General features: G+C 63.8%; 20 protein-coding genes. 10 read left to right on the top strand and 10 right to left on the bottom strand.

Annotation, left to right across the window (positions count from 1 at the left end):
• Positions 1-5 precede the first annotated feature (5 nt).
• From E5X34_RS20375 to E5X34_RS20360, 4 genes are all read right to left on the bottom strand, one after another.
• Entirely contained in the window at positions 6-1193 is a 1188-nt protein-coding gene (locus E5X34_RS20375; protein ID WP_292568295.1) for a malate--CoA ligase subunit beta, read from the bottom strand.
• A gap of 17 nt (positions 1194-1210) precedes the next feature.
• Positions 1211-2170: a CoA ester lyase gene (locus E5X34_RS20370; protein WP_292568293.1), complete on the bottom strand. Its 960-nt coding sequence runs from the start codon at positions 2168-2170 to the stop codon at positions 1211-1213.
• Positions 2171-2180: 10 nt separating this feature from the next.
• Positions 2181-3371: an aminotransferase class V-fold PLP-dependent enzyme gene (locus tag E5X34_RS20365; RefSeq protein WP_292568291.1), complete on the bottom strand. Its 1191-nt coding sequence runs from the start codon at positions 3369-3371 to the stop codon at positions 2181-2183.
• A gap of 135 nt (positions 3372-3506) precedes the next feature.
• Complete coding sequence (locus tag E5X34_RS20360; RefSeq protein ID WP_292568289.1) at positions 3507-4178, bottom strand: response regulator transcription factor; 672 nt, start codon at positions 4176-4178, stop codon at positions 3507-3509.
• A 334-nt stretch (positions 4179-4512) separates the two neighbouring features.
• On the opposite strand from E5X34_RS20360, the gene mgtE reads away from it, so the two are divergent.
• The 3 genes from mgtE (at position 4513) to E5X34_RS20345 (ending at position 7204) form a co-directional block, all read left to right on the top strand.
• Complete coding sequence (gene mgtE / locus E5X34_RS20355) at positions 4513-5946, top strand: magnesium transporter (RefSeq protein ID WP_292568287.1); 1434 nt, start codon at positions 4513-4515, stop codon at positions 5944-5946.
• Positions 5947-6263: 317 nt separating this feature from the next.
• Positions 6264-6650: a MerR family DNA-binding transcriptional regulator gene (locus tag E5X34_RS20350; protein ID WP_095815511.1), complete on the top strand. Its 387-nt coding sequence runs from the start codon at positions 6264-6266 to the stop codon at positions 6648-6650.
• Positions 6651-6691: 41 nt separating this feature from the next.
• Entirely contained in the window at positions 6692-7204 is a 513-nt protein-coding gene (locus tag E5X34_RS20345; RefSeq protein ID WP_292568285.1) for an HXXEE domain-containing protein, read from the top strand.
• Positions 7205-7215: 11 nt separating this feature from the next.
• Here the strand turns inward: E5X34_RS20345 and E5X34_RS20340 are convergent, their stop codons facing one another.
• On the bottom strand, positions 7216-7695 hold the full coding sequence (locus E5X34_RS20340; protein WP_292568283.1) for an isoprenylcysteine carboxylmethyltransferase family protein: 480 nt from the start codon (positions 7693-7695) through the stop codon (positions 7216-7218).
• Positions 7692-8693: a heparan-alpha-glucosaminide N-acetyltransferase gene (locus E5X34_RS20335; protein WP_292568281.1), complete on the bottom strand. Its 1002-nt coding sequence runs from the start codon at positions 8691-8693 to the stop codon at positions 7692-7694. Before E5X34_RS20335 ends, E5X34_RS20340 begins: the two co-directional genes overlap by 4 nt.
• 285 nt (positions 8694-8978) lie before the next feature.
• On the opposite strand from E5X34_RS20335, the gene E5X34_RS20330 reads away from it, so the two are divergent.
• The gene (locus E5X34_RS20330; protein ID WP_292568279.1) at positions 8979-10178 is read left to right on the top strand and encodes an MFS transporter; all 1200 of its coding nucleotides are present in this window, start codon (positions 8979-8981) and stop codon (positions 10176-10178) included.
• Here E5X34_RS20330 and E5X34_RS20325 read toward each other — a convergent pair.
• On the bottom strand, positions 10147-11337 hold the full coding sequence (locus tag E5X34_RS20325) for an aromatic ring-hydroxylating dioxygenase subunit alpha (protein WP_292568277.1): 1191 nt from the start codon (positions 11335-11337) through the stop codon (positions 10147-10149). The genes E5X34_RS20330 and E5X34_RS20325 overlap by 32 nt on opposite strands.
• Positions 11338-11524: 187 nt before the next feature.
• Here E5X34_RS20325 and E5X34_RS20320 point away from each other — a divergent pair, with 187 nt between their 5' ends.
• The 3 genes from E5X34_RS20320 to cobO all read left to right on the top strand — a co-directional run bounded on the left by E5X34_RS20320 (position 11525) and on the right by cobO (position 13515).
• A complete protein-coding gene (locus E5X34_RS20320) occupies positions 11525-12211 on the top strand; it encodes a gamma-glutamylcyclotransferase (protein ID WP_292568275.1) in 687 nt (228 codons plus the stop codon).
• Between the two features lie 133 nt (positions 12212-12344).
• Positions 12345-12890 carry a bifunctional adenosylcobinamide kinase/adenosylcobinamide-phosphate guanylyltransferase gene (gene cobU, locus E5X34_RS20315; RefSeq protein ID WP_292568273.1) on the top strand — a complete coding sequence of 182 codons (546 nt, stop codon included), beginning with the start codon at positions 12345-12347 and terminating at the stop codon, positions 12888-12890.
• 1 nt (position 12891) lies between these two features.
• A complete protein-coding gene (gene cobO / locus E5X34_RS20310) occupies positions 12892-13515 on the top strand; it encodes a cob(I)yrinic acid a,c-diamide adenosyltransferase (RefSeq protein ID WP_292568271.1) in 624 nt (207 codons plus the stop codon).
• Between the two features lie 144 nt (positions 13516-13659).
• Here cobO and cbiB read toward each other — a convergent pair whose 3' ends face one another.
• Positions 13660-14667, bottom strand: coding sequence for an adenosylcobinamide-phosphate synthase CbiB (gene cbiB, locus E5X34_RS20305; RefSeq protein ID WP_292568269.1), 1008 nt, complete (start codon positions 14665-14667; stop codon positions 13660-13662).
• Between cbiB and cobD the strand changes: the two genes are divergently transcribed.
• The gene (gene cobD, locus E5X34_RS20300) at positions 14666-15706 is read left to right on the top strand and encodes a threonine-phosphate decarboxylase CobD (protein ID WP_292568267.1); all 1041 of its coding nucleotides are present in this window, start codon (positions 14666-14668) and stop codon (positions 15704-15706) included. The two genes, cbiB and cobD, sit on opposite strands and share 2 nt — an antisense overlap.
• A gap of 74 nt (positions 15707-15780) precedes the next feature.
• Entirely contained in the window at positions 15781-16290 is a 510-nt protein-coding gene (locus E5X34_RS20295) for a tyrosine phosphatase family protein (protein ID WP_292568265.1), read from the top strand.
• Between the two features lie 18 nt (positions 16291-16308).
• Here E5X34_RS20295 and E5X34_RS20290 read toward each other — a convergent pair whose 3' ends face one another.
• On the bottom strand, positions 16309-17106 hold the full coding sequence (locus E5X34_RS20290) for a creatininase family protein (RefSeq protein WP_292568263.1): 798 nt from the start codon (positions 17104-17106) through the stop codon (positions 16309-16311).
• A 66-nt stretch (positions 17107-17172) separates the two neighbouring features.
• Positions 17173-17556, bottom strand: coding sequence for a RidA family protein (locus E5X34_RS20285; RefSeq protein WP_292568261.1), 384 nt, complete (start codon positions 17554-17556; stop codon positions 17173-17175).
• A gap of 252 nt (positions 17557-17808) precedes the next feature.
• Here E5X34_RS20285 and E5X34_RS20280 point away from each other — a divergent pair, with 252 nt between their 5' ends.
• Positions 17809-18813, top strand: coding sequence for an ABC transporter substrate-binding protein (locus E5X34_RS20280; RefSeq protein WP_292568259.1), 1005 nt, complete (start codon positions 17809-17811; stop codon positions 18811-18813).
• The last annotated feature ends 9 nt before the right edge of the window (positions 18814-18822 follow it).

Below are 18822 nucleotides of genomic sequence, written 5' to 3'. Positions count from 1 at the left end.
CTCCCTCAGGCTGCTTTCTTGTTCTTGGTGGCTTCGCGCCAGGCGGCGACGGCCTTTTCGGCGGCTTCGGCCAGCGTGTCGGCGACGATCACCGACTCGCCGGAATCGGCCAGGATCTTGCGTCCTTCCTCGACCTTGGTGCCGGAAAGGCGCACCACCAGCGGCACGTCGACGCCGACCTCGCGGATCGCCTTGATGACGCCTTCGGCCACCCAGTCGCAGCGGTTGATGCCGGCAAAGATGTTGACCAGGATGGTCTCGACTTGTTTGTCGCCGAGCACGGCGCGGAAGGATTTCGCCACTCGCTCCGGCGAGGCGCCGCCGCCGATGTCGAGGAAATTGGCTGGCTCGCCGCCGGCGATCTTGATCATGTCCATCGTCGCCATGGCGAGGCCTGCGCCGTTGATGATGCAGCCGATATTGCCGTCGAGCCCGACATAGGAGAGGCCGCGGTCGCTGGCGAAGGTCTCGCGCGGGTCTTCCTGGCTCTTGTCGCGCAGCTCGGAGATTTCCGGGCGGCGGAACAGCGCGTTCTCGTCGAACGACATCTTCGCGTCGAGCGCGACCAGGCTGCCGTCGCGTGTCACCACCAGCGGATTGATCTCCAGCATCGAGGCGTCGTAGTCGCGGAACACCTGGTAGCAGCCGAGGATGGTTTCTGTCGCCTTGCCGATCAGGCTGCTTTCGAGCCCGAGGCCGAAGGCGATCTCGCGCGCCTGGAAACCTTGCATGCCGACGCCTGGATCAACGGTGGCGCGGATGATCGAATCCGGCTGCTTTTCGGAGATGTCCTCGATCTCCATGCCGCCGGCGGCCGAGGCCACGATCATGACGCGCTCTTCCTTACGATCGAGCACAAAGCCGAGATAGAGCTCCTGCGCGATGTCGACGGCTTCCTCCAGATAGAGGCGCGAGATCAGCTTACCACGCGGGCCGGTCTGCTGGGTCACCAGCTTGCGGCCGAGCATGGCTTCCGCGGCGTTGGAAATCTCCTCGTCATTCGAGCATAGTTTTATCCCGCCCGCCTTGCCGCGCGCGCCGGAGTGAACCTGCGCCTTCAGCACCCATTTCGCGCCGCCGATCTCTCGCGCACGGTAGGTCGCCTGCTCGGGGCTGTAGGCGAGGCCGCCGCGCGGCACATGCACGCCGTGGCGGGCAAGCAGTTCCTTGGCCTGGTATTCGTGGATGTCCATCTTGTCCTCCCGGTTTTTTACTGCGCGGCGTGAACTTGGCCGGCGCGCTCGATCGCTTCGTTGACCACCAGCACATTGCGCGCCATGCGCTCCGACGCGGCGTCGATCATTTTGCCGTCGAGGGCGGCGGCACCTTTGCCGGCAGCCTCCGCTTCCTTCAGCACTTCGAGGATGCGGCGGGCGCGGGTGACCTCTTTCTCCGGCGGTGAGAACACCTCGTTGGCCAAAGCGATCTGCGAGGGATGGATCGCCCATTTGCCTTCAATGCCGAGCGCGGCGGCGCGCCTGGCGGCCGCCTTGTAGCCTTCGGGATCGGAGAAATCGCCGAACGGCCCGTCGATGGCGCGCAGGCCATAGGCGCGGCAGGCGACCGTCATGCGCGACAAAGCAAAATGCCATTGGTCGCCTGGATAGTCAGGGTTCAACCCGCCGATGTTCACGGTGCGCGCCTTGTTGCTGGCGGCATAGTCGGCGACGCCGAAATGCATCGCTTCCAGCCGTCCGGGCGTGGCGGCGATCGCCTCGACATTGGCCATGCCGAGCGCCGTCTCGATCAGCGCTTCGAGGCCGACGCGGGTCTTGAAGCCTTTGGCCATCTCGATCTGGTTGACCATGGCCTCGACCATGTAGAGGTCTGCGGGAACGCCGACCTTCGGCACCAGGATGGTGTCCAGCCGGTCGCCGGCCTGTTCCATGACGTCGACCACGTCGCGGTACATGTAATGCGTGTCGAGACCGTTGATGCGCACCGAGACGGTCTTGCCCTTGGCGCGCCAGTCGATGTCGTTCAGCGCCTGGATGATGTTCTTGCGGGCGCGCTCCTTGTCGGGCGGCGCGACCGCATCCTCTATGTCGAGGAAGACGAAGTCGGCGGCGCTGTTCGCCGCCTTGTCAATCATCTCCGGGCTGGAGCCTGGAACGGCCAGCTCGCTGCGCTGGAGCCGCAGCTTCTTCAGGTGATTGATGGTGTGGCTCATCGTCCGCCCCTTACGCCGCCTTGGCGACTGGCATTTCGGCCGTGCGGCGGAAGTGCTCGATCGCCGCCGCGACGCCTGAGCCCGGCGCCAGGCGCACGCCGCAGTCGAGCAGCGCCATTTCGGCCGCCGACAGTGAAGCCAGCACCATCACCTCGTTCAGCCAGCCGAGATGGCCGATGCGGAAGACCTTGCCGGCCACCTTGTTGAGGCCGCCGCCAAGCGATGTCTGGTAGGCGCTGTGGGCGCGCTTGACGACGTTTGCGCTGTCGATGCCTTCCGGCACCAGGATGGCGCTGACCGTGTCGGAGTGCCATTGCGGCGCCTTGGCGCAAAGCTTCAATCCCCAGGCGTCGACCGCCTTGCGCACGCCTTCGGCGAGCCGATGGTGGCGGGCGAAGATGTTTTCCAGCCCTTCCTCGGCGATGAGGTCGAGCGAAGCGCGCAGGCCGCGCAGCAACTGTGTCGCCGGCGTGTAGGGGAAATAGCCGGCGTCGTTGGTGCGGATCATGTCCTCGAAGGAGAAGTAGCAATGCCGGTGCGTCGCGACCCGCGAAGCGGCAAGCGCCTTCTGGCTGACCGACAGGAAGCCGAGGCCGGCCGGCAGCATGAAGCCCTTCTGCGAACCGCTGACGGCGCAGTCGACGCCCCATTCCTCCTGGCGGAAGTCGATCGAGCCGATCGAGGACACGCCGTCGACGAAAAGGAGCGCTGGGTGGTTCGCCGCATCGAGCGCGGCGCGGCAGCCGGCGACGTCGCTGGTGACGCCGGTCGCGGTCTCGTTCTGCGTGCAGAACACCGCCTTGATGCGATGCGCCTTGTCGGCCTTCAGGTGTTCCGCATAGAGGTCGAGCGGAACGCCGGTGCCCCATTCGCAGTCGATGATTTCGACATCGAAGCCGAGCCGCTCGGCCATGTCGACCCACAGATGCGAGAACTGGCCGAAGCGCGACATCAGCACCTTGTCACCGGGGCTGAGCACGTTGGTCATCGCCGCTTCCCAGGCGCCGGTGCCGGAGGACGGGTAAATGAACACGCGGCCGCTCTCGTTCTTGAAGACACGCTTGATGTCCTCGAACAGCGGCAGCGTCAGGTTGGGGAAGGAGGCGGCGCGCATGTCCTCCATCGGCAGGTTCATGGCCTGCCGGACCTGCTCGGGAATGTTGGTGGGGCCCGGGATGAAAAGATGCGTGAACCCAGCCATGCGCGAAATTCCTCCGATCGTTTTGGATTGTGGAGGAAGTTTCGTCCTGGCGAGGCTCGCCAACAACACCTTGCCGGGTAAGTTGTTGGCCCTTGCGGGTGGGATCGACCTACCCGTTTGGCCTACCCGATCGGCCTACCCGACAGGCGATTTGGACGTGCGTTGTTTCTCGCTGGAATAGAGCGCGACGGCCATGGCGCGGTTGCGCACGTCGAGCTTGTCGTAGAGATTCTTCAGGTGGTACTTCACCGTGTTCTCGGAAATCCCTGTACGCGTTGCGATCTGCAAATTGGTCCAGCCGTCGGACAGCACCGCCAGCAGTTCGCGCTCGCGCACGGTGAGCCGTGACAGCGGCGTGTCGTTGACCTTGTTGATGTCGATATAGGGAATGCAGATGCGGCCATGCGCGACCGCCAGGATCGTCTCGAAGATCACCGGCGGCTCGTCGAACTGGAAGCAATAGCCTTGAGCGCCGAGGCGCACGCATTGCTTCAGGATGCCGATGTCGTGGTCGTTGGAAAAGATCGTGATGCGCACGCCAAGCTCGCGGCTCTGAACTTCCGCCAACACATCGGCGCCGTCCATGTCGGCGAGCTTCCAGCCGATGACGGCGACATCGAACCGTGTGGCAGCGGCCATATCCAGGAACTGCGCGCCGCTTTGCACGACACCGAGCAGATCGAAGCGGCCGTCGCATTCCAGCATCTCGCGCAGCGCCGAAACGACGAAAGGATTGCGCTCGGCGACGACCACGCGAACGCGTTGCCCGGTATTTGCCTCGTTCGTCTTTGCGGACTTGATGCTCAAGGGCAGCGTTTGTCCTCGACCGGTTAAGGGATGCGCGGACCCTGCTGGACCCTGCATCATGACAATTTTGCCTCAACCGGGAAGGGGTGCTCTTTCCCCAGCGACATGCGCTGTCGCGCCGGCTGGAGGGATTGTCACAGCCGCGACGTATAGTAAGCCAGCGACTCCGGGGGCAAGATTGCCGCGATATTTCTTCGCTATTCCGGGCTCTAGCGCGACATCTTCTCAAGAAGAATCCTGTAGCCGCGCTATCTGCTGCAAAGGTCTGGGATTTCTCCGAAAGCGGTTTCCGGTTTGCGGGGTCATGCGCTAGACCTCATTTCGGGATTCCTCGATGCGGGAGGCGCTGGTGGAAGGCCAGGACAGACAGACGACCGACGCCGCGCCCGCCGAGGAGCATCACGCCGACATCTATGGCGAGGACGGCGCGGTGCGCGCCTCCTTCCTTGCCCAGATCGGCGCGGCGATCGCCGACCGCGACACGATCACCCTCAAGCGCGAAGTCGACGACCTGCACCAGTCGGAACTCGGCGACGTGCTGGAGGCGCTTCATCCCGAGCAGCGCCGGGCGCTGGTCGAGTTGCTCGGCTCCGACTTCGACTTCTCCGCGCTGACCGAGGTCGACGAAGCGATCCGCATGGACATCGTCGACAATTTGCCCAACGCGCAGATCGCGCAGGCGGTGCAGGAACTCGATTCGGACGACGCCGTCTACATTCTCGAGGACCTCGAGAAGGAAGACCAGGACGAGATCCTGTCGCAGCTGCCTTTCACCGAGCGCATCAGGCTGCGCCGCGCGCTCGACTATCCGGAAGAGACGGCCGGCCGGCGCATGCAGACCGAGTTCGTCGCCGTGCCGCCATTCTGGACGATCGGCCAGACCATCGACTATATGCGCGAGGACAAGAACCTGCCCGAGCGCTTCAGCCAGATCTTCGTCATCGATCCGAGCTTCAAGCTGGTCGGCGCCATCGACCTCGACCAGATCTTGCGCACCAAGCGCGCGGTCAAGGTCGAGGAGGTCATGCATGAGACGCTGCATGCGATCCCGGCCACGATGGACCAGGAAGAGGCGGCGCGGGAGTTCGAGCAGTACAATCTGCTCTCCGCCGCCGTGGTCGACGAGAACGGGCGGCTGGTCGGCGTTCTCACCATCGATGATGTGGTCGACGTCATCCAGGAGGAGGCGGAAGAAGACCTTCTGCGCATGGGCGGCGTCGGAGACGAAGAACTGTCCGACACCGTGCTCGCTACCTCGCGCTCGCGCGTGCCTTGGCTGCTGGTCAATCTGCTGACCGCTTTCCTCGCCGCTTCGGTGATCGGCCTGTTCGACCGCACGATCGAGCATATCGTGGCGCTTGCCGTGCTGATGCCGATCGTCGCCGGCATGGGCGGCAATGCCGGCTCGCAGACCATGACGGTGACTGTGCGGGCGCTGGCGACCAGGGACCTCGATATCTACAACGCCGCGCGCATCATCCGCCGCGAGCTCGGCGTCGGTTTCATCAACGGCGTGGTGTTCGCGGTGCTGATCGGCATGGTCGCCGGATTCTGGTTCCGCGACCCCAATCTGGGCGGCATCATCGCGGCGGCGATGATCATCAACATGTTCGCCGCAGCACTTGCCGGGATTCTCATTCCGCTGGTGCTCGACCGCTTCAAGATCGATCCGGCGGTGGCCTCGGCGGTCTTCGTCACCACGGTCACCGACTGCGTCGGCTTCTTCGCATTCCTGGGGCTGGCTACATGGTGGTTTAGAGTGCCCTAGGACTGTCGATATTCAGGTGAGGCCGGCCTGCAAACGGCGGTTTCCTGCGCTTCCGGTGCTCACGTACTTTAGGTACCCTCCGCTCCGGTTCTCGGAATCCACCTTGTTTGGTCGCTTCGCGCCCGTCTTCGACTCCGACTCGGCCTGACCTGAATCTCGATAGTCCTTTGAAAGCCGGTCAAAGGTACTTCAATTGACTTTTACGTAAATGCCGTGCGAGGTTGCCGCGGGGTCATGCGCCGATTCCGGCGCTGCATGGGTATCACCGGAGGGAAGGGCGACGCTGAACGGGGCGCTGCTCGGACTTGGGAGTGGGAATGCGGGAATATTACACGATCACCGAGCTGACACGCGAGTTCGACGTGTCGACGCGGACGTTGCGTTTTTACGAGGACGAAGGGCTGGTGCAGCCGGTGAGACGCGGCCGCACGCGGCTGTTTCGCCCATCCGACCGGCATCTCATCCGTCAGATCATGCGGGGAAAAAGGCTCGGCTTCTCGATCAACGAGATCCGCGAGATCATTCAGATGTACAAGGAGCCGCCCGGCGAGGTCGGCCAGCTCAAGCTGATGATCCGGCGTATCGAGGAAAAGCGCGAGGATCTGCGCCAGAAGCGGCGCGACCTGGAGGAGACACTGGCCGAGCTCGACCAGGCCGAGGAGTCCTGCGTGGAGCGGCTGGCTGAACTGGGCGTCAACACCTGAAGGGACCGCTTGCTTCCGTTGGACTGGCGATCGATCGAACCGTGTTCATAATTCTGGCTTGGCTGTTCGCCGCCGCAGTCGTCGTCCACAATCTGGAAGAAGCAATTCTGTTGCCCGGCTGGTCGAAGCAGGCGGGGCGTTGGCATTGTCCTGTCGGGGCGCGCGAATTCCGGTTCGCGGTCCTCATGCTCGCGGCTCTCGCCATCGGTGCCGCATTGCTCGCCGCCCTGCAAGGGCAGGAAAGCATGGGTGCCTATCTGCTGTCCGGCTACGCGCTGGCGATGCTGCTCAATGTGGTCTTTCCGCACCTCCTCGCCACAATAGCCATGCGTCGCTACATGCCGGGCACGGCGACTGCTCTTGCCTTCAACCTGCCGGTCAGCGTCACCCTGCTGCAGCGGGCGTTTGCAGAGGGATATATCTCTTCTGCACGTTTTGCGTTGGCGGGGCCGGCTATCGTGTTGGCGATCGTGCTGCTCATTCCAGCACTGTTTTATCTCGGCCGGAAACTATGGCCCTCCAGCGAAATGGCATCACACCGAGCGCACCGCTGATCTTGTCCTGCTTAGATCCAGCGCCGCACCCTTTTTGCATAGTCGCGATATTTCTTGCCGAACTTTGCCGCCAGGATCTTTTCCTCCTTCTCGATCGCCAGCTTCTGCGTCGCGAAGGCGGCGAGGAAGGCAAAGATCAGGAACCAGGCGATGCCGGTGATGAAGGCGACGCCGATCAAGAGCAGCGTGTTGGCGAGATACATCGGGTTGCGGGTGATGCCGAAAGGACCCGACGTCACCAGATGGTCGGGCTCGGCATTGGGGTCAAGCGTCGTTCTGGCCCTGAACATGGCGCGGATGGCGGTGATCCAGAGCATGGCGACGCCGAACAGCGCCACCCAGCCGACGCCGAACAGGAGATCGCCAAAAATGTCGCCGATCCAGGGCAGCGGGTAGAGCATGCCGAGCGCGATGCTCGCCGCAATCGCCACGACATAGATCACCGGCGGCCAGGGAATGATTCCGTGTCTGGGCTTTGCGATGCCCGTCATTGCCGTCCTCCCTCCATCTGGTCCTCGGTAGCTGCGGTGCAGGTTTCCGCCAGGTCGGCCAGATGCGATTTCCAGACGCTGGACTGGTCGTTGGCGTAGAGCTTTTCGAGAGACCCTTCGCCTTTCAGCGTGTCCAGCATGCAGCCACAATAGCTCGTACAGAACTTGCTGTCTCGCTGCTGCTCGCACTGCGCCTGGCAGGCCGGCAGGAAGCCGGCTTCCTTGTCCTGGGGGGCGGCGGGCATGACCTGCGAGAACAGCCACACCGAGCCGAACAGAAGCGGCTGGTGGATGAGATAGAAGGCGAGGCTGTGACGGCCGATGAAGGTCAGCGGTTTCGACCAGCGGCCCGGCATCCATGTCCCCAGCCGGGCAAGCAGGCCTGTGGCGGAAGCGAGCTTGACCGCGGCGATGCCGGCAAGTACTGCGCCGAACCAGGGAAAGAGCGGCACATAGTCGTTGGAACGCGGGTTGGTCGCGGAAAGGCCGACCCACCACAGCGCCGGATGATCGAAGAACTCCGACCGCAGATAGTAGGGGGCTGCAATGACGGCCGCGGCAACGATTGCCGTCAGCAGCCAGGGCAGCCTGAGAAAGGCGAGGCCAAGCAGGCTTGCGAGCGCGATCTCGTGCAGGATGCCGAAGAAGATGAAACCGTCCGGCGTGACGAGATAGGTGACAGCCGAAATGGCGATCGCCGCCACGGCGACCATGGCGAAGCGCTTCCAGAAGCCTGGCCAGCGGATCTGGCGGCCATGGGCGAGGAAGAGACTGACGCCGACCAGGAACAGGAAGGTCGAGGCGATGCAGCGCGCATAGAATTTCCACCAGCCGAATGCGGTCAAAGCGGGCGCGGTGTAGCCGAAATTCTCGAGGTCCCAGGTGAAGTGGTAGCTCGCCATCGCGATCAGCGCGACGCCGCGCAGGATGTCGAAGGCGGCGATGCGGCCCTGCTTGGGCGCGTCCTGATCGGGTTCGCTGGTCGTTTGAAGGCTCATCGTCTGGCAATCCGATTCAGTCGTGCCAAACGACTATCACGGTTCAAGCCGGCGACAGAAGCAGGCGGCCATCAACGCGTTTCATGACAGCCATGAAATTTCGCTTTAGGCCAGTGGCGGAAAGCCTTTGGCAAGCTTCGCTTTTCGGCCTCTCGGGGTCGGTTTCCTGCTACTGGCCGGCGGCTGGTCCGGCCAGATTTGGCAAAGTTTGGATGCATGTCGTTGCCCCAGAACCGCAGCACACTTCTGGGCGACATGCATTGCGATTCACGTCCCGGAGGGCCGATGTCCACCCATGTGCGCCATCCGATCTGGCTTCCGGCCCTGCGGCCGGCGGATGCCCGCACCTTCGCCTCGCTCTACGCGGTGGAATCCTTCGCCCGCGCCACGATCTCCAGCGTCATCCCTATCCAGGCCTACGAGATCCTGCACAATGAGCGGATCGTCTCGATCCTCTACACCATCGTGTCCCTCATGGGCCTTTCGGTGACGCTGTTCATGCCGATGCTGATCCGCCGCTTCGCGCGGCGCTGGGTCTACACGGCCGGCTGCGTGCTGCTGGCGATCGGCTCCGCCTTCTTCGTCACCCACACGCTGCCCGGACAGATCGCCGGCATGCTGTGCCGCGTCATGGGGGCGAGCGCGCTGTCGATCACGCTCAACCTCTACATCATGGATCACATCCGCAAGACCGACTTCATGCAGGCGGAATCGCTGCGCATGGCATGGTCGATGTTCGCCTGGACGGGCGGGCCGACGCTGGGCATCTTCCTCTACACCCATTTCGGCATCTATGCCGCGCATGGCGCGGTCGTGGTCTTTGCGTTCGCGCTGCTTTGCCTGTTCTGGTTCTACCGGCTGAGCGACAACCAGTCGATCCGGCCCGGCAAGTCGCGTCCCGCCAATCCGCTCGCCAATATCGGTCGCTTCGTGAAGCAGCCGAGGCTGAGACTTGCCTGGCTGATCGCCTTCGGCCGCTCCTGCTTCTGGACGACGTTCTTCGTCTACGGCCCGCTGTTCATGGTGATCACCGGCGAGGGCAAGCTTGCCGGCGGTTTGCTGGTTTCGGCCGGCAACGCGCTTCTGTTCATGGCGATCTTCTGGGGCAGGGCCGGAAGGCGTTTCGGCGGGCGCCGGGTCATGACCTTTGCCTATTTCGCCATGGCGGCCATGCTGTTCGCGGCAGGCGGTATCGGCGAGGCCGCGCCGCTGCTCACGGCCGTGCTGCTGCTCTTCGGCGCGCTCTTCACCATCGCGCTCGACGCGCTCGGCTCGACCGCCTTCATGCGCTCGGTGCGTTCTTACGAGAAGGCGCAGATGGCGGCGGTCTACCGCACCTATCTCGATTTCTCCGAGCTGACGCCGCCGCTCGTCTATTCGGTCGTGCTCACCTTCTTCGGCCTGGGATCGGTGTTCGTCACGCTCGGTATCCTGGCCGCCTTCTGCGGCTTCGTCACGTGGCGCTATCTGCCGAAGGCGTTTTGAACGCTGCGTGGCGCTCGCGCACCCAATCGTGGAAGCGGTGCAGGTCGTATTCTTCCGGCATCAGCACGCCGACCTCGTGGCGCATCGAGCGTAGGCCTTTCTGGTTGACCTCGCAGATCGCGGCGTCTTCCTCCAGCACCTGCGTGCCGAAGGCGACGATGTTGTCGACATCGGTCTTTCCCAACGCTTCCGGCGCGAACAGCCATTCGGCGGTGAGCTCGGTCTGCTCGGGGCCGAGCGGGGCGAGCCGCACGGTGCGCATGTAGTCGACATGGCCGACGATGAACATCGAGGGCAGTGACGTGGCGTAGGTCTGGCCGGCGGCGCGCTCGGCCGGCGTCAGGCCTGAAAAAACCGGGCCGTGGACGTGGCCGTCCCGCGACCAGGTTTCGGCCCCGGCGCGCAGGCGGCCGGAAAATTCCGGATCGTCGTTGTCGGCGTGGCGCGCCCATTCGGGATCGTCATGCCTTGCCATCAGCCCGCGGCCATAGATCGGCACCAGCCGCGACAAATCCTTGTGCACGCCCGGGCAATGCAGGCATTCGTTGAAGTTTTCCCAGAAGATCTTCCAGTTGCAGTTCATCACCTTGGTGAGCCGGTGGCCTGTGACGAGGCTTTCCAGCGGCCAGTTGGACAGATCGCCGGAGGCCCGATCGAAGGAGGTCTCCGCAAAGCCCTCGGGGTCCTCGGCGAGGTTGACGAAGACAAAGCCGCGCCAGAGCGAGAGCGCGACGCGATAGAGCGGATAGTCGGCCTTGTCGAAGCCTTCCGGCAGCGATTTCGACGGCACGCGCACGAGATCGCCGCGCAGCGAGTAGGACCAAGCGTGGTAGGGGCAGGTGAGCAGCCTGGCCTTCAGCCGCCCGGCGCTGTCCTGGCAAAGCTGCGAGCCGCGATGCCGGCAGGTGTTGTGGAAGGCCTGTAGCGCGCCGGTCTCGTCGCGCAGCACCACGATCTCCTGCGTGCCGATGCGCACCGTGCGGAAGGCAAGCGGTTCGGCGAGATCGGCCTCGCGGCAGACCATCAGCCAACTTCGGTACCAGATGGCGTCGAGATCGCGCCGATAGGCACCCGCGTCCCAATAGGCCGCCGATGGCAAGGTCGGCTGAAGACTGGTCAGGCCGTTGTAAGGATCGCGTTCGCTCGGATCGGGCTGCATCGGCTTCTCCTGCCAGAGCGGCCTGGCGGCTGCTCTAGCTCTTTGTCTTTGCGCAATTCCGGACGGAAAACCGCTGCGCACTTTTCCTGGAATTGCTCCCGCGACAGCGGACACCGGGGCAAAGTCGTTGTCAATTGCCGGCTCGGGCGCATTGTGGCGGCTGCGCGAGGACCTTAAAGTTGCGCGCATGCTGCCAAGAACCATGTCGCTTACCGAGGAACTGGTTGCCCGCTGCTTTCGCGTCGTCGAGGATAGCGGGCCCGATCCTGACGCCGCGCATCTGGATGACGCCGACTATGACGCAATGGCGCGCATGCTGGAGGTCCAGCTTCCCGCCGACGAACCGCTTTGGCTGTTTGGCTACGGCTCCCTGATCTGGAAGCCCGAGATCGAGCATGTCGAGGAGCGGGTCGCTCTGCTGCGCGGCTGGCACAGATCCTTCTGCATGAAGATGACGCGTTGGCGCGGCACCAAGGAAAGCCCGGGCCTGATGATGGCGCTGGACCGTGGCGGACAATGCAAGGGCGTCGCCTTTCGGCTCGGAGATGGCGACCGGCGAGAGCAACTCGACAGGCTGCTGCGGCGAGAGGTGACGCTGAAGCCGACCAGCTATCATCCGCGCTTGATCAATATGACGAGCGATACCGGTCCGTTGCGGGCGCTGGCCTTCGTTATCAACCGGCAGGGTACTACCTATGCCGGCCCGCTCACCGAGGAGGATGTTGTCGAGAGGCTCGCGACGTCCTGCGGCCACTGGGGCTCGGGCGCCGACTATCTCTACAACACCGTGAAGAATCTCGAGCTGCGCGGCATCCACGACGCTCATTTGTGGCGGCTGCAGCAGCTGGTCGCGGTGCGGATCGCCGCTTCTTAGCGCCGAAACGCTTGCCGCAATCGCGCCGGGACACGGCGGAAATTGGTTTGCCGGTGGTTGTGCTTCTGCCTAAAGTCGCGCCCCGTCAGCCGTTGGCTGCCGCAAGATTTCATCCAAGGACCAAGAGCAGGAAATGACCGGCGCGACAGCCGCGAGCGGCAACAAAGCTTCCGATCGCAAACTGACCTTCGTCCTGGGCGGGGCGCGCTCGGGCAAGAGCTCTTATGCCGAGAAGCTGACGACCGCGAACCCGTCGCCCTGGACCTACATCGCTACGGCACAGGCCTATGACGACGAGATGCGCGAGCGCATCGCGCTGCATCGGTCGCGGCGCGGGGAAGGCTGGCTCACCGTCGATGCGCCGCTCGACCTGGTCGGCGCGATCGAGGCCTTGCCGGATCGCCAGCCAGTGCTGATCGATTGCCTGACGCTGTGGCTCACCAATCACATGCTGGCCGAACATGATGTCGAGGGCGAATGCCGGCGGCTGGCCGACGTGCTGTCGCGGCCGCGCGGGCCTTGGTTCGTGGTTTCCAACGAGGTCGGATTGGGCATCGTGCCCGACAACGCTTTGGCGCGCCGTTTCCGCGATGCTGCCGGACGGCTCAACCAGCAGGTCGCGGCGATGGCCGACAATGTGCTGATGATGGTGGCGGGGCTGCCGCTCAAGGTGAAATGACATGGTCGAAGACAAGATGATCAACGAGGGGGACGCCGAGCGCCATCGTGCCAAGATGGCCAAGCGCAAAGCGGTGCAAGACGCTGAGGTGGCCGGCAAGACGATCGAGAAAGGACTGCTGATCGTCAACACTGGGCCGGGCAAGGGCAAGACCACCGCCGCCTTCGGCCTGGCGCTCAGGATGCTTGGCTATGGCAAGCGCGTGGGCGTCGTCCAGTTCATCAAGGGCAAATGGCACACCGGCGAGAAGGACGCCTTCGCAGCCTTCGGCGACCGCGTCGTCTGGCACGCGATGGGCGAGGGATTCACCTGGGAGACGCAGGATCTGAAGCGCGATATCGCCGCCGCCGAAGCCGCCTGGGCCAAGGCGCTGGAGCTGATGGCCGACCCGTCTATCAGCCTCGTGGTGCTCGACGAGCTCAACATCGCGCTGCGCTACGATTATCTCGACCTGGAAAAGGTGGTCGCGGCGCTGAAGGCGCGCCGGGACGATCTGCATGTCATCGTCACCGGCCGCAACGCCAAGCCGCCGCTCGTCGAAGCGGCCGATCTCGTCACCGAAATGGGACTGACGAAGCACCATTTTTCCGCTGGGGTCAAAGCGCAGCAGGGGATCGAGTTCTAAGGTGTGCTGATATTCAGGTGAGGCCGGCCTGCAAACGGCGGTTTCCTGCGCTTCCGGTGCTCACGTACTTTAGGTACGCTCCGCTCCGGTTCTCGGAAACCACCATTTTCGACTCGGCCTGAACTGAATCTCAACACACCATCGTTAGCGGCTGATCGAATCTGAGCCGCTGATCGAAATGGTCAGATAGATCACGATCGCCGACAGCACAGCGAACAGGCCGAGCAGCAGCCAGTCGGCAACGCGGTAGAGTTTCAGGGCCTGGCGGATGTCGGTGCTTTCGGCCTCGCGGCGGCCGCCTTCGCCCATATAGGCGTCCTCCACGACCTCGCCGCCATAGCTGCGCGGTCCGGCGAGCGAGAGACCCAGCGCGCCGGCCATCGCGGCTTCCGGCCAGCCGGCATTGGGCGAGCGGTGCTTCCTGGCGTCGCGCCGCATGACCTGCCAGGCGGCGCGGGGATCGGCGCCCGGGACCAGAAAGGCCGCCAGCACGATGAGCAGGCCGGTGAGCCGCGATGCCGGCAGGTTGACCAGATCGTCGAAACGGGCGGCCGCGCGGCCAAAGGCTTCGTGTTTCGGGGTCCGGTGGCCGATCATCGAATCGGCGGTGTTGGCCGCCTTGTAGGCAGCGCCGCCGGCGAGACCACCGACGCCGGTCCAGAAGGCGGGCGCGACGATGCCGTCGGAGAAGTTTTCGGCCAGGCTTTCGATCGCCGCGCGGGCGACGCCTGCCTTGTCCAACTTTTCAGGATCGCGGCCAACGATGCGCGAAACGGCGATGCGGCCAAGCGTCAGCCCGCCGGTCTCCAGCGCATCCGCGACCTCCTCGACATGCTCGGCGAGGCTTTTCTGCGACAGCAGCGAGGAACCGAGGATGGCGGCAATGACCAGACCCGTCGGGAACATCAGCCAGAGCAGGACATGCAGCGCCAGGCCGATGAGGCCAGGCACCAGCAAAATAATGAGCAACGCCCGCACGCCCTGGCGGCGACGGATCTCGTCGGAATCTGTGGCGCGGTTGAGCCGGCGATCGAGAAAGGATATCAGCCTGCCAATCCAGGTGACGGGATGGCCGATGGCGTTGAACAGCCAGTCCGGATAGCCGAGGACCCGTTCGATGGCGAGTGACAGGAAAGCGATCAGGACAGACATGAAGCTTCTAAGCGGCGCGATCGCGGCGGTTGATCATGGCGGCAGCCTTGGCCGGGCAAGCGCGCTTTTTCCTCATGCGCCACAACCTTTCGTGGACCTCTCGACAGGTATCAACCCGCACTCCTATCCGCTTTTCGAACTGCCCGCCACCACCCTCACCCGATTGCCGGAGGCAGGACAACTGCGCGAACTGGCCGAAATTGCGGCTGCGGCCTATGGCGCGCCGTCGGCGGCGCATGTGGCGGCAGCGCCCGGCACGCAGATCCTGCTGCCGCGCGTGGCGTCTCTGCTGCGGCCCGGCAAGGCGCTGGTGCTCGGCCCGACCTATGCCGAACATGCCCGCGCCGCGGCCATCGCTGGCCATGCGGTCGCGGAAGTCAGCGATTTCGACGCGCTGGCCGAGGCGGACCTCGCGGTGCTGGTCAATCCCAACAATCCGGACGGGCGGGTGATCGAAAAGCCGCGCCTGCTCGAGCTTGGCGCTCGGCTTCGCGCCAAGGGCGGGCTGCTCGTCGTCGATGAAGCCTTCATGGATGTCGGCCCGATCGAGCAAAGCCTGGCGGGCGATGTCGGGGAGGGCGGCATTGTCGTGCTGCGCTCGTTCGGCAAGTTTTTTGGCCTGGCGGGTGTTCGGCTCGGCTTCGCGCTGACGGATGCGCTGACGGCCGAGCGGCTGGATGCGCAACTGGGCCCTTGGGCCGTGGCCGGTCCGGCGCTCGGATATGGCATCCGCGCCTTGTCGGATGCGGCATGGCAAGCCGATATGCGGCAACGCCTGGCACAGTATGCCGGTCGCCTCGAAATCCTGCTTGGCCGATTCGATGTTCCGGTCGCCGGCGGTACCAGCCTGTTCCGCTATTTGTCGTTTGCCGAGGCCCCGAGCCTGTTCTCGGTGCTCGGAGAGCACGGCGTTCTGATCCGGCATTTTGCCGAGCGGCCTGGAGTGCTGCGTGTCGGCCTGCCGGGCAGCGAACCAGAATGGCAGCGCCTTGAAAGCGCGCTTGCCGCCTGGGCCCAAAATCAAAGAGAAAGAGCATGATGTCGCCCGAAAACCGCTTCACACTTTTCGGCATCATGCTCTAGGCGTAAGGATGCGCCGAAGGAGTCCGAGCAATGATCCATGTCTGTTCGCTGTCGAAGGTCGACGAGACCGTGGCAAGGACCGGCGCGCAGCGCTTGCTGTCACTGCTTGCCGCGGGCACGGAAGTGACGCGCCCGGCCTCCATCCTGGCGGAAAACCACCTGCATCTCGTCATGCACGACATCGCCATCGCCCAGGAAGGCATGACGATGCCCGGCGAGGAGCATGTGCGGGCCTTGCTGGATTTCGCCTATCGCTGGGATCGCGTGAGGCCGCTGGTCGTGCACTGTTATGCCGGCGTCAGCCGCTCGACTGCTTCGGCCTATATCATCGCGGCGGCTCTGGCGCCGAAGCGTGACGAGATGGAACTCGCGAAGACGCTGCGCTTCCTGTCGCCGACAGCCACGCCCAATCCACGGCTGATCGCGGTTGCCGACATGCTGCTTCAGCGCAACGGCCGCATGATCGCGGCGATCGAGGCGATCGGACGCGGCGCCGATGCGTTCGAAGGAGTCCCCTTCGAATTGGGGATCGAAGCATAGATCACAGTGGACGCACCGCTACGACAGCCAGTCGGTCAGCTTCGCCTTACGCACATCCCTGACCAGATTGATGAACCCGTCTGCCTGATGCTCGGCGGTTAGCCGACCCTTCTCGGCGGTGGCGATCGAGGCATCGCCGACCACGCCGTTGGGGTTGAGGTCGCTGGCGATCCAGGCGAAGGCGTGCGTTCCGGTGTGGCGCAGCAGGGCGAATTCCTGTTCGGCGCGGGCGACATTGGAGACGAAATTGTCGGCCTTGCTCATGTCGACGAGGTCGGGCCGGAAATGCAGCATCAGCGAGGTCTCGACATCGCCGCCATGGATGCCGTGACGATCCTCGAGCTCGGTGTACATGCCCGCCGGGCGACCGAAACGCTGCCAGCTCGTCTTCACCGACAGCATCTTGGCGCGCACACGCAATTCGCGCGAGATGATGCCCATGATCTCTTCATTGCCGCCATGCGAATTGACGATGATCAGCTTTCTGACCCCGGCGCGCGCGATCGACAGGCCAAGCTCGGTCCAGGCGTCGACCAAGGTCGTGGCCGGCAGAGTGAGCGTTCCCGGCGCATGCAGGTGCTCGTTCGACTTGCCGACCGCCTGCACCGGCAGGATGCGGATGTCGAGATCGTCAGGCAGGCGCGCGATCACCGTCTCCAGCATGCCGAGCATGATCGAGGTGTCGGTCGAGACCGGGAGGTGAGGGCCATGCTGCTCGATCGCCGCCACCGGCAGCACGGCGATGATCTCCTCCGCATCGATCGAGGCGTATTCGGTCGTCCGGTAATCGCCCCACCACACACGTCTTTTGGCCAATTTGGTCTCCGATTGCTCTGCCGTCCGCACCGGTCGGTGTAATGCGCTTATTGGCTACGGGCAACGCTAGCCTGCCGCCAAAACCTCCACCTCGACCTTGAATTCCGGGCGGGCGAAGCCGGAGACGATCATCAGCGTAGAGGCCGGCGCCGGATCGGAAAAGAGCCGGTTGCGGACATCCATATAGGGCTGCAGGTGGGCACGATCGGTGACGAAGGCGTTGATGCGCACAATGTCGTTCAAGGTCAGCCCGGCTTCGCTGAGGATCGCGGCTATGTTCTTGAAGCAAAGCTCAGCCTGCGCGCCGGCGTCCTCGGGAACATGGTCGTCTGCCCCGATGCCCAACTGACCGGAGCATAGCACCAGCCGTTTTCCGGCTGGTATTTCAACGCCGTGGCTGTAGCGGGCGAAGGGCGGCTTGATGGCCTTTGGGGCGAGGTATTTCAGCATGGCATTCTCCTGTGCGCCTTGAGACTAAGGCTCGATTCATGAAACCTTCAAGATGCGGTGCATGCCTCCCGGGCGATTATGGACAGGCGTTCAAAAAATAGGCACGATGCCTCGCGTACGGCATGACCCGTCCGGTCTCGGCAATGACTGTCGCGCAAGCAGGCGGCCCAGGCGGTGGCATGTGTCTTGCTTCTTGAATCAATGGTGTCGAGCCCAGCGCGCTGCGCGCCCGGGCCAAGAGAGGGTGAGTTTATGATCGGAAATGGGAAGATCCTGGCGGGCTCGATCGCCTTGCTGGTGGCGGGTACGCTGGCTGCTGCCGCGAACGAGAAGGTGACGTTCGGCACCAACTGGCTGGCGGAGCCGGAGCATGGCGGCTACTACCAGGCCGTTGCCGACGGCACCTACGCCGCCTGCGGTCTCGACGTCACCATCATGCAGGGCGGCCCGCAGGTCAGCGGCCGGCCGATGCTGCTTGCCGGCAAGATCGATTTCTACATGGGCGGCAATCTGCTTTCGGCCTTCGACGCGGTGCAGCAGGGCATTCCGATGCGCGTCGTCGCCGCCGATTTTCAGAAGGACCCGCAGGTCATCATGTCCCAGCCGGGGCAGGGGCTGGACAAGTGGGAAGACCTCAAGAACGCCGACCAGTATATCCTCGGCGACGAGGGCGCGCAGACCTTCTTCCAGTGGATGGTGACCGAACTCGGTTACGATGCGGCGAAGCGCGTGCCCTACACCTTCAACCCGGCGCCCTTCATCGCCAACAAGAAGTCGATCCAGCAGGGCTATGTCACGTCCGAGCCTTTCGCGGTGCAGAAGGCGGGCGGCTTCGTTCCGAACCAGTTCCTGCTCGCCGATTATGGCTGGGATACCTATGCGACGACCATCGAGGTGATGCAGGATACGATCGACAAGCGGCCAGAGGTCGTTCAGTGCTTCGTCGATGGCTCGGCCAAGGGCTGGTACAGCTATCTCTATGGCGACAACAAGGCCGCCAACGACATGATCAAGAAGGACAATCCGGACATGACGGATGAGCAGATCGCCTTCTCGATCGAGCAGTTGAAGAAGTTCGGCGTCGTCGATTCCGGCGATTCGGAAAAGCTCGGCATCGGCGCCATGACCGACGCGCGCATCCAGAGCTTTTACGACAAGATGGTCAAGGCCAAGGTTGCGCAGCCGGGCATCGACATCAAGAAGGCCTACACACTGGCTTTCATCAACAAGGGTGTCGGGCTGGAGCTGAAGAAGTAGGGCGGCCTG

It is taken from the genome of Mesorhizobium sp. (assembly GCF_004963255.1).
Lineage (GTDB): Bacteria > Pseudomonadota > Alphaproteobacteria > Rhizobiales > Rhizobiaceae > Mesorhizobium.
The sequence above is the reverse complement of the archived record's forward strand: the minus strand, read 5'-3'. Positions and strand labels throughout refer to the sequence as shown.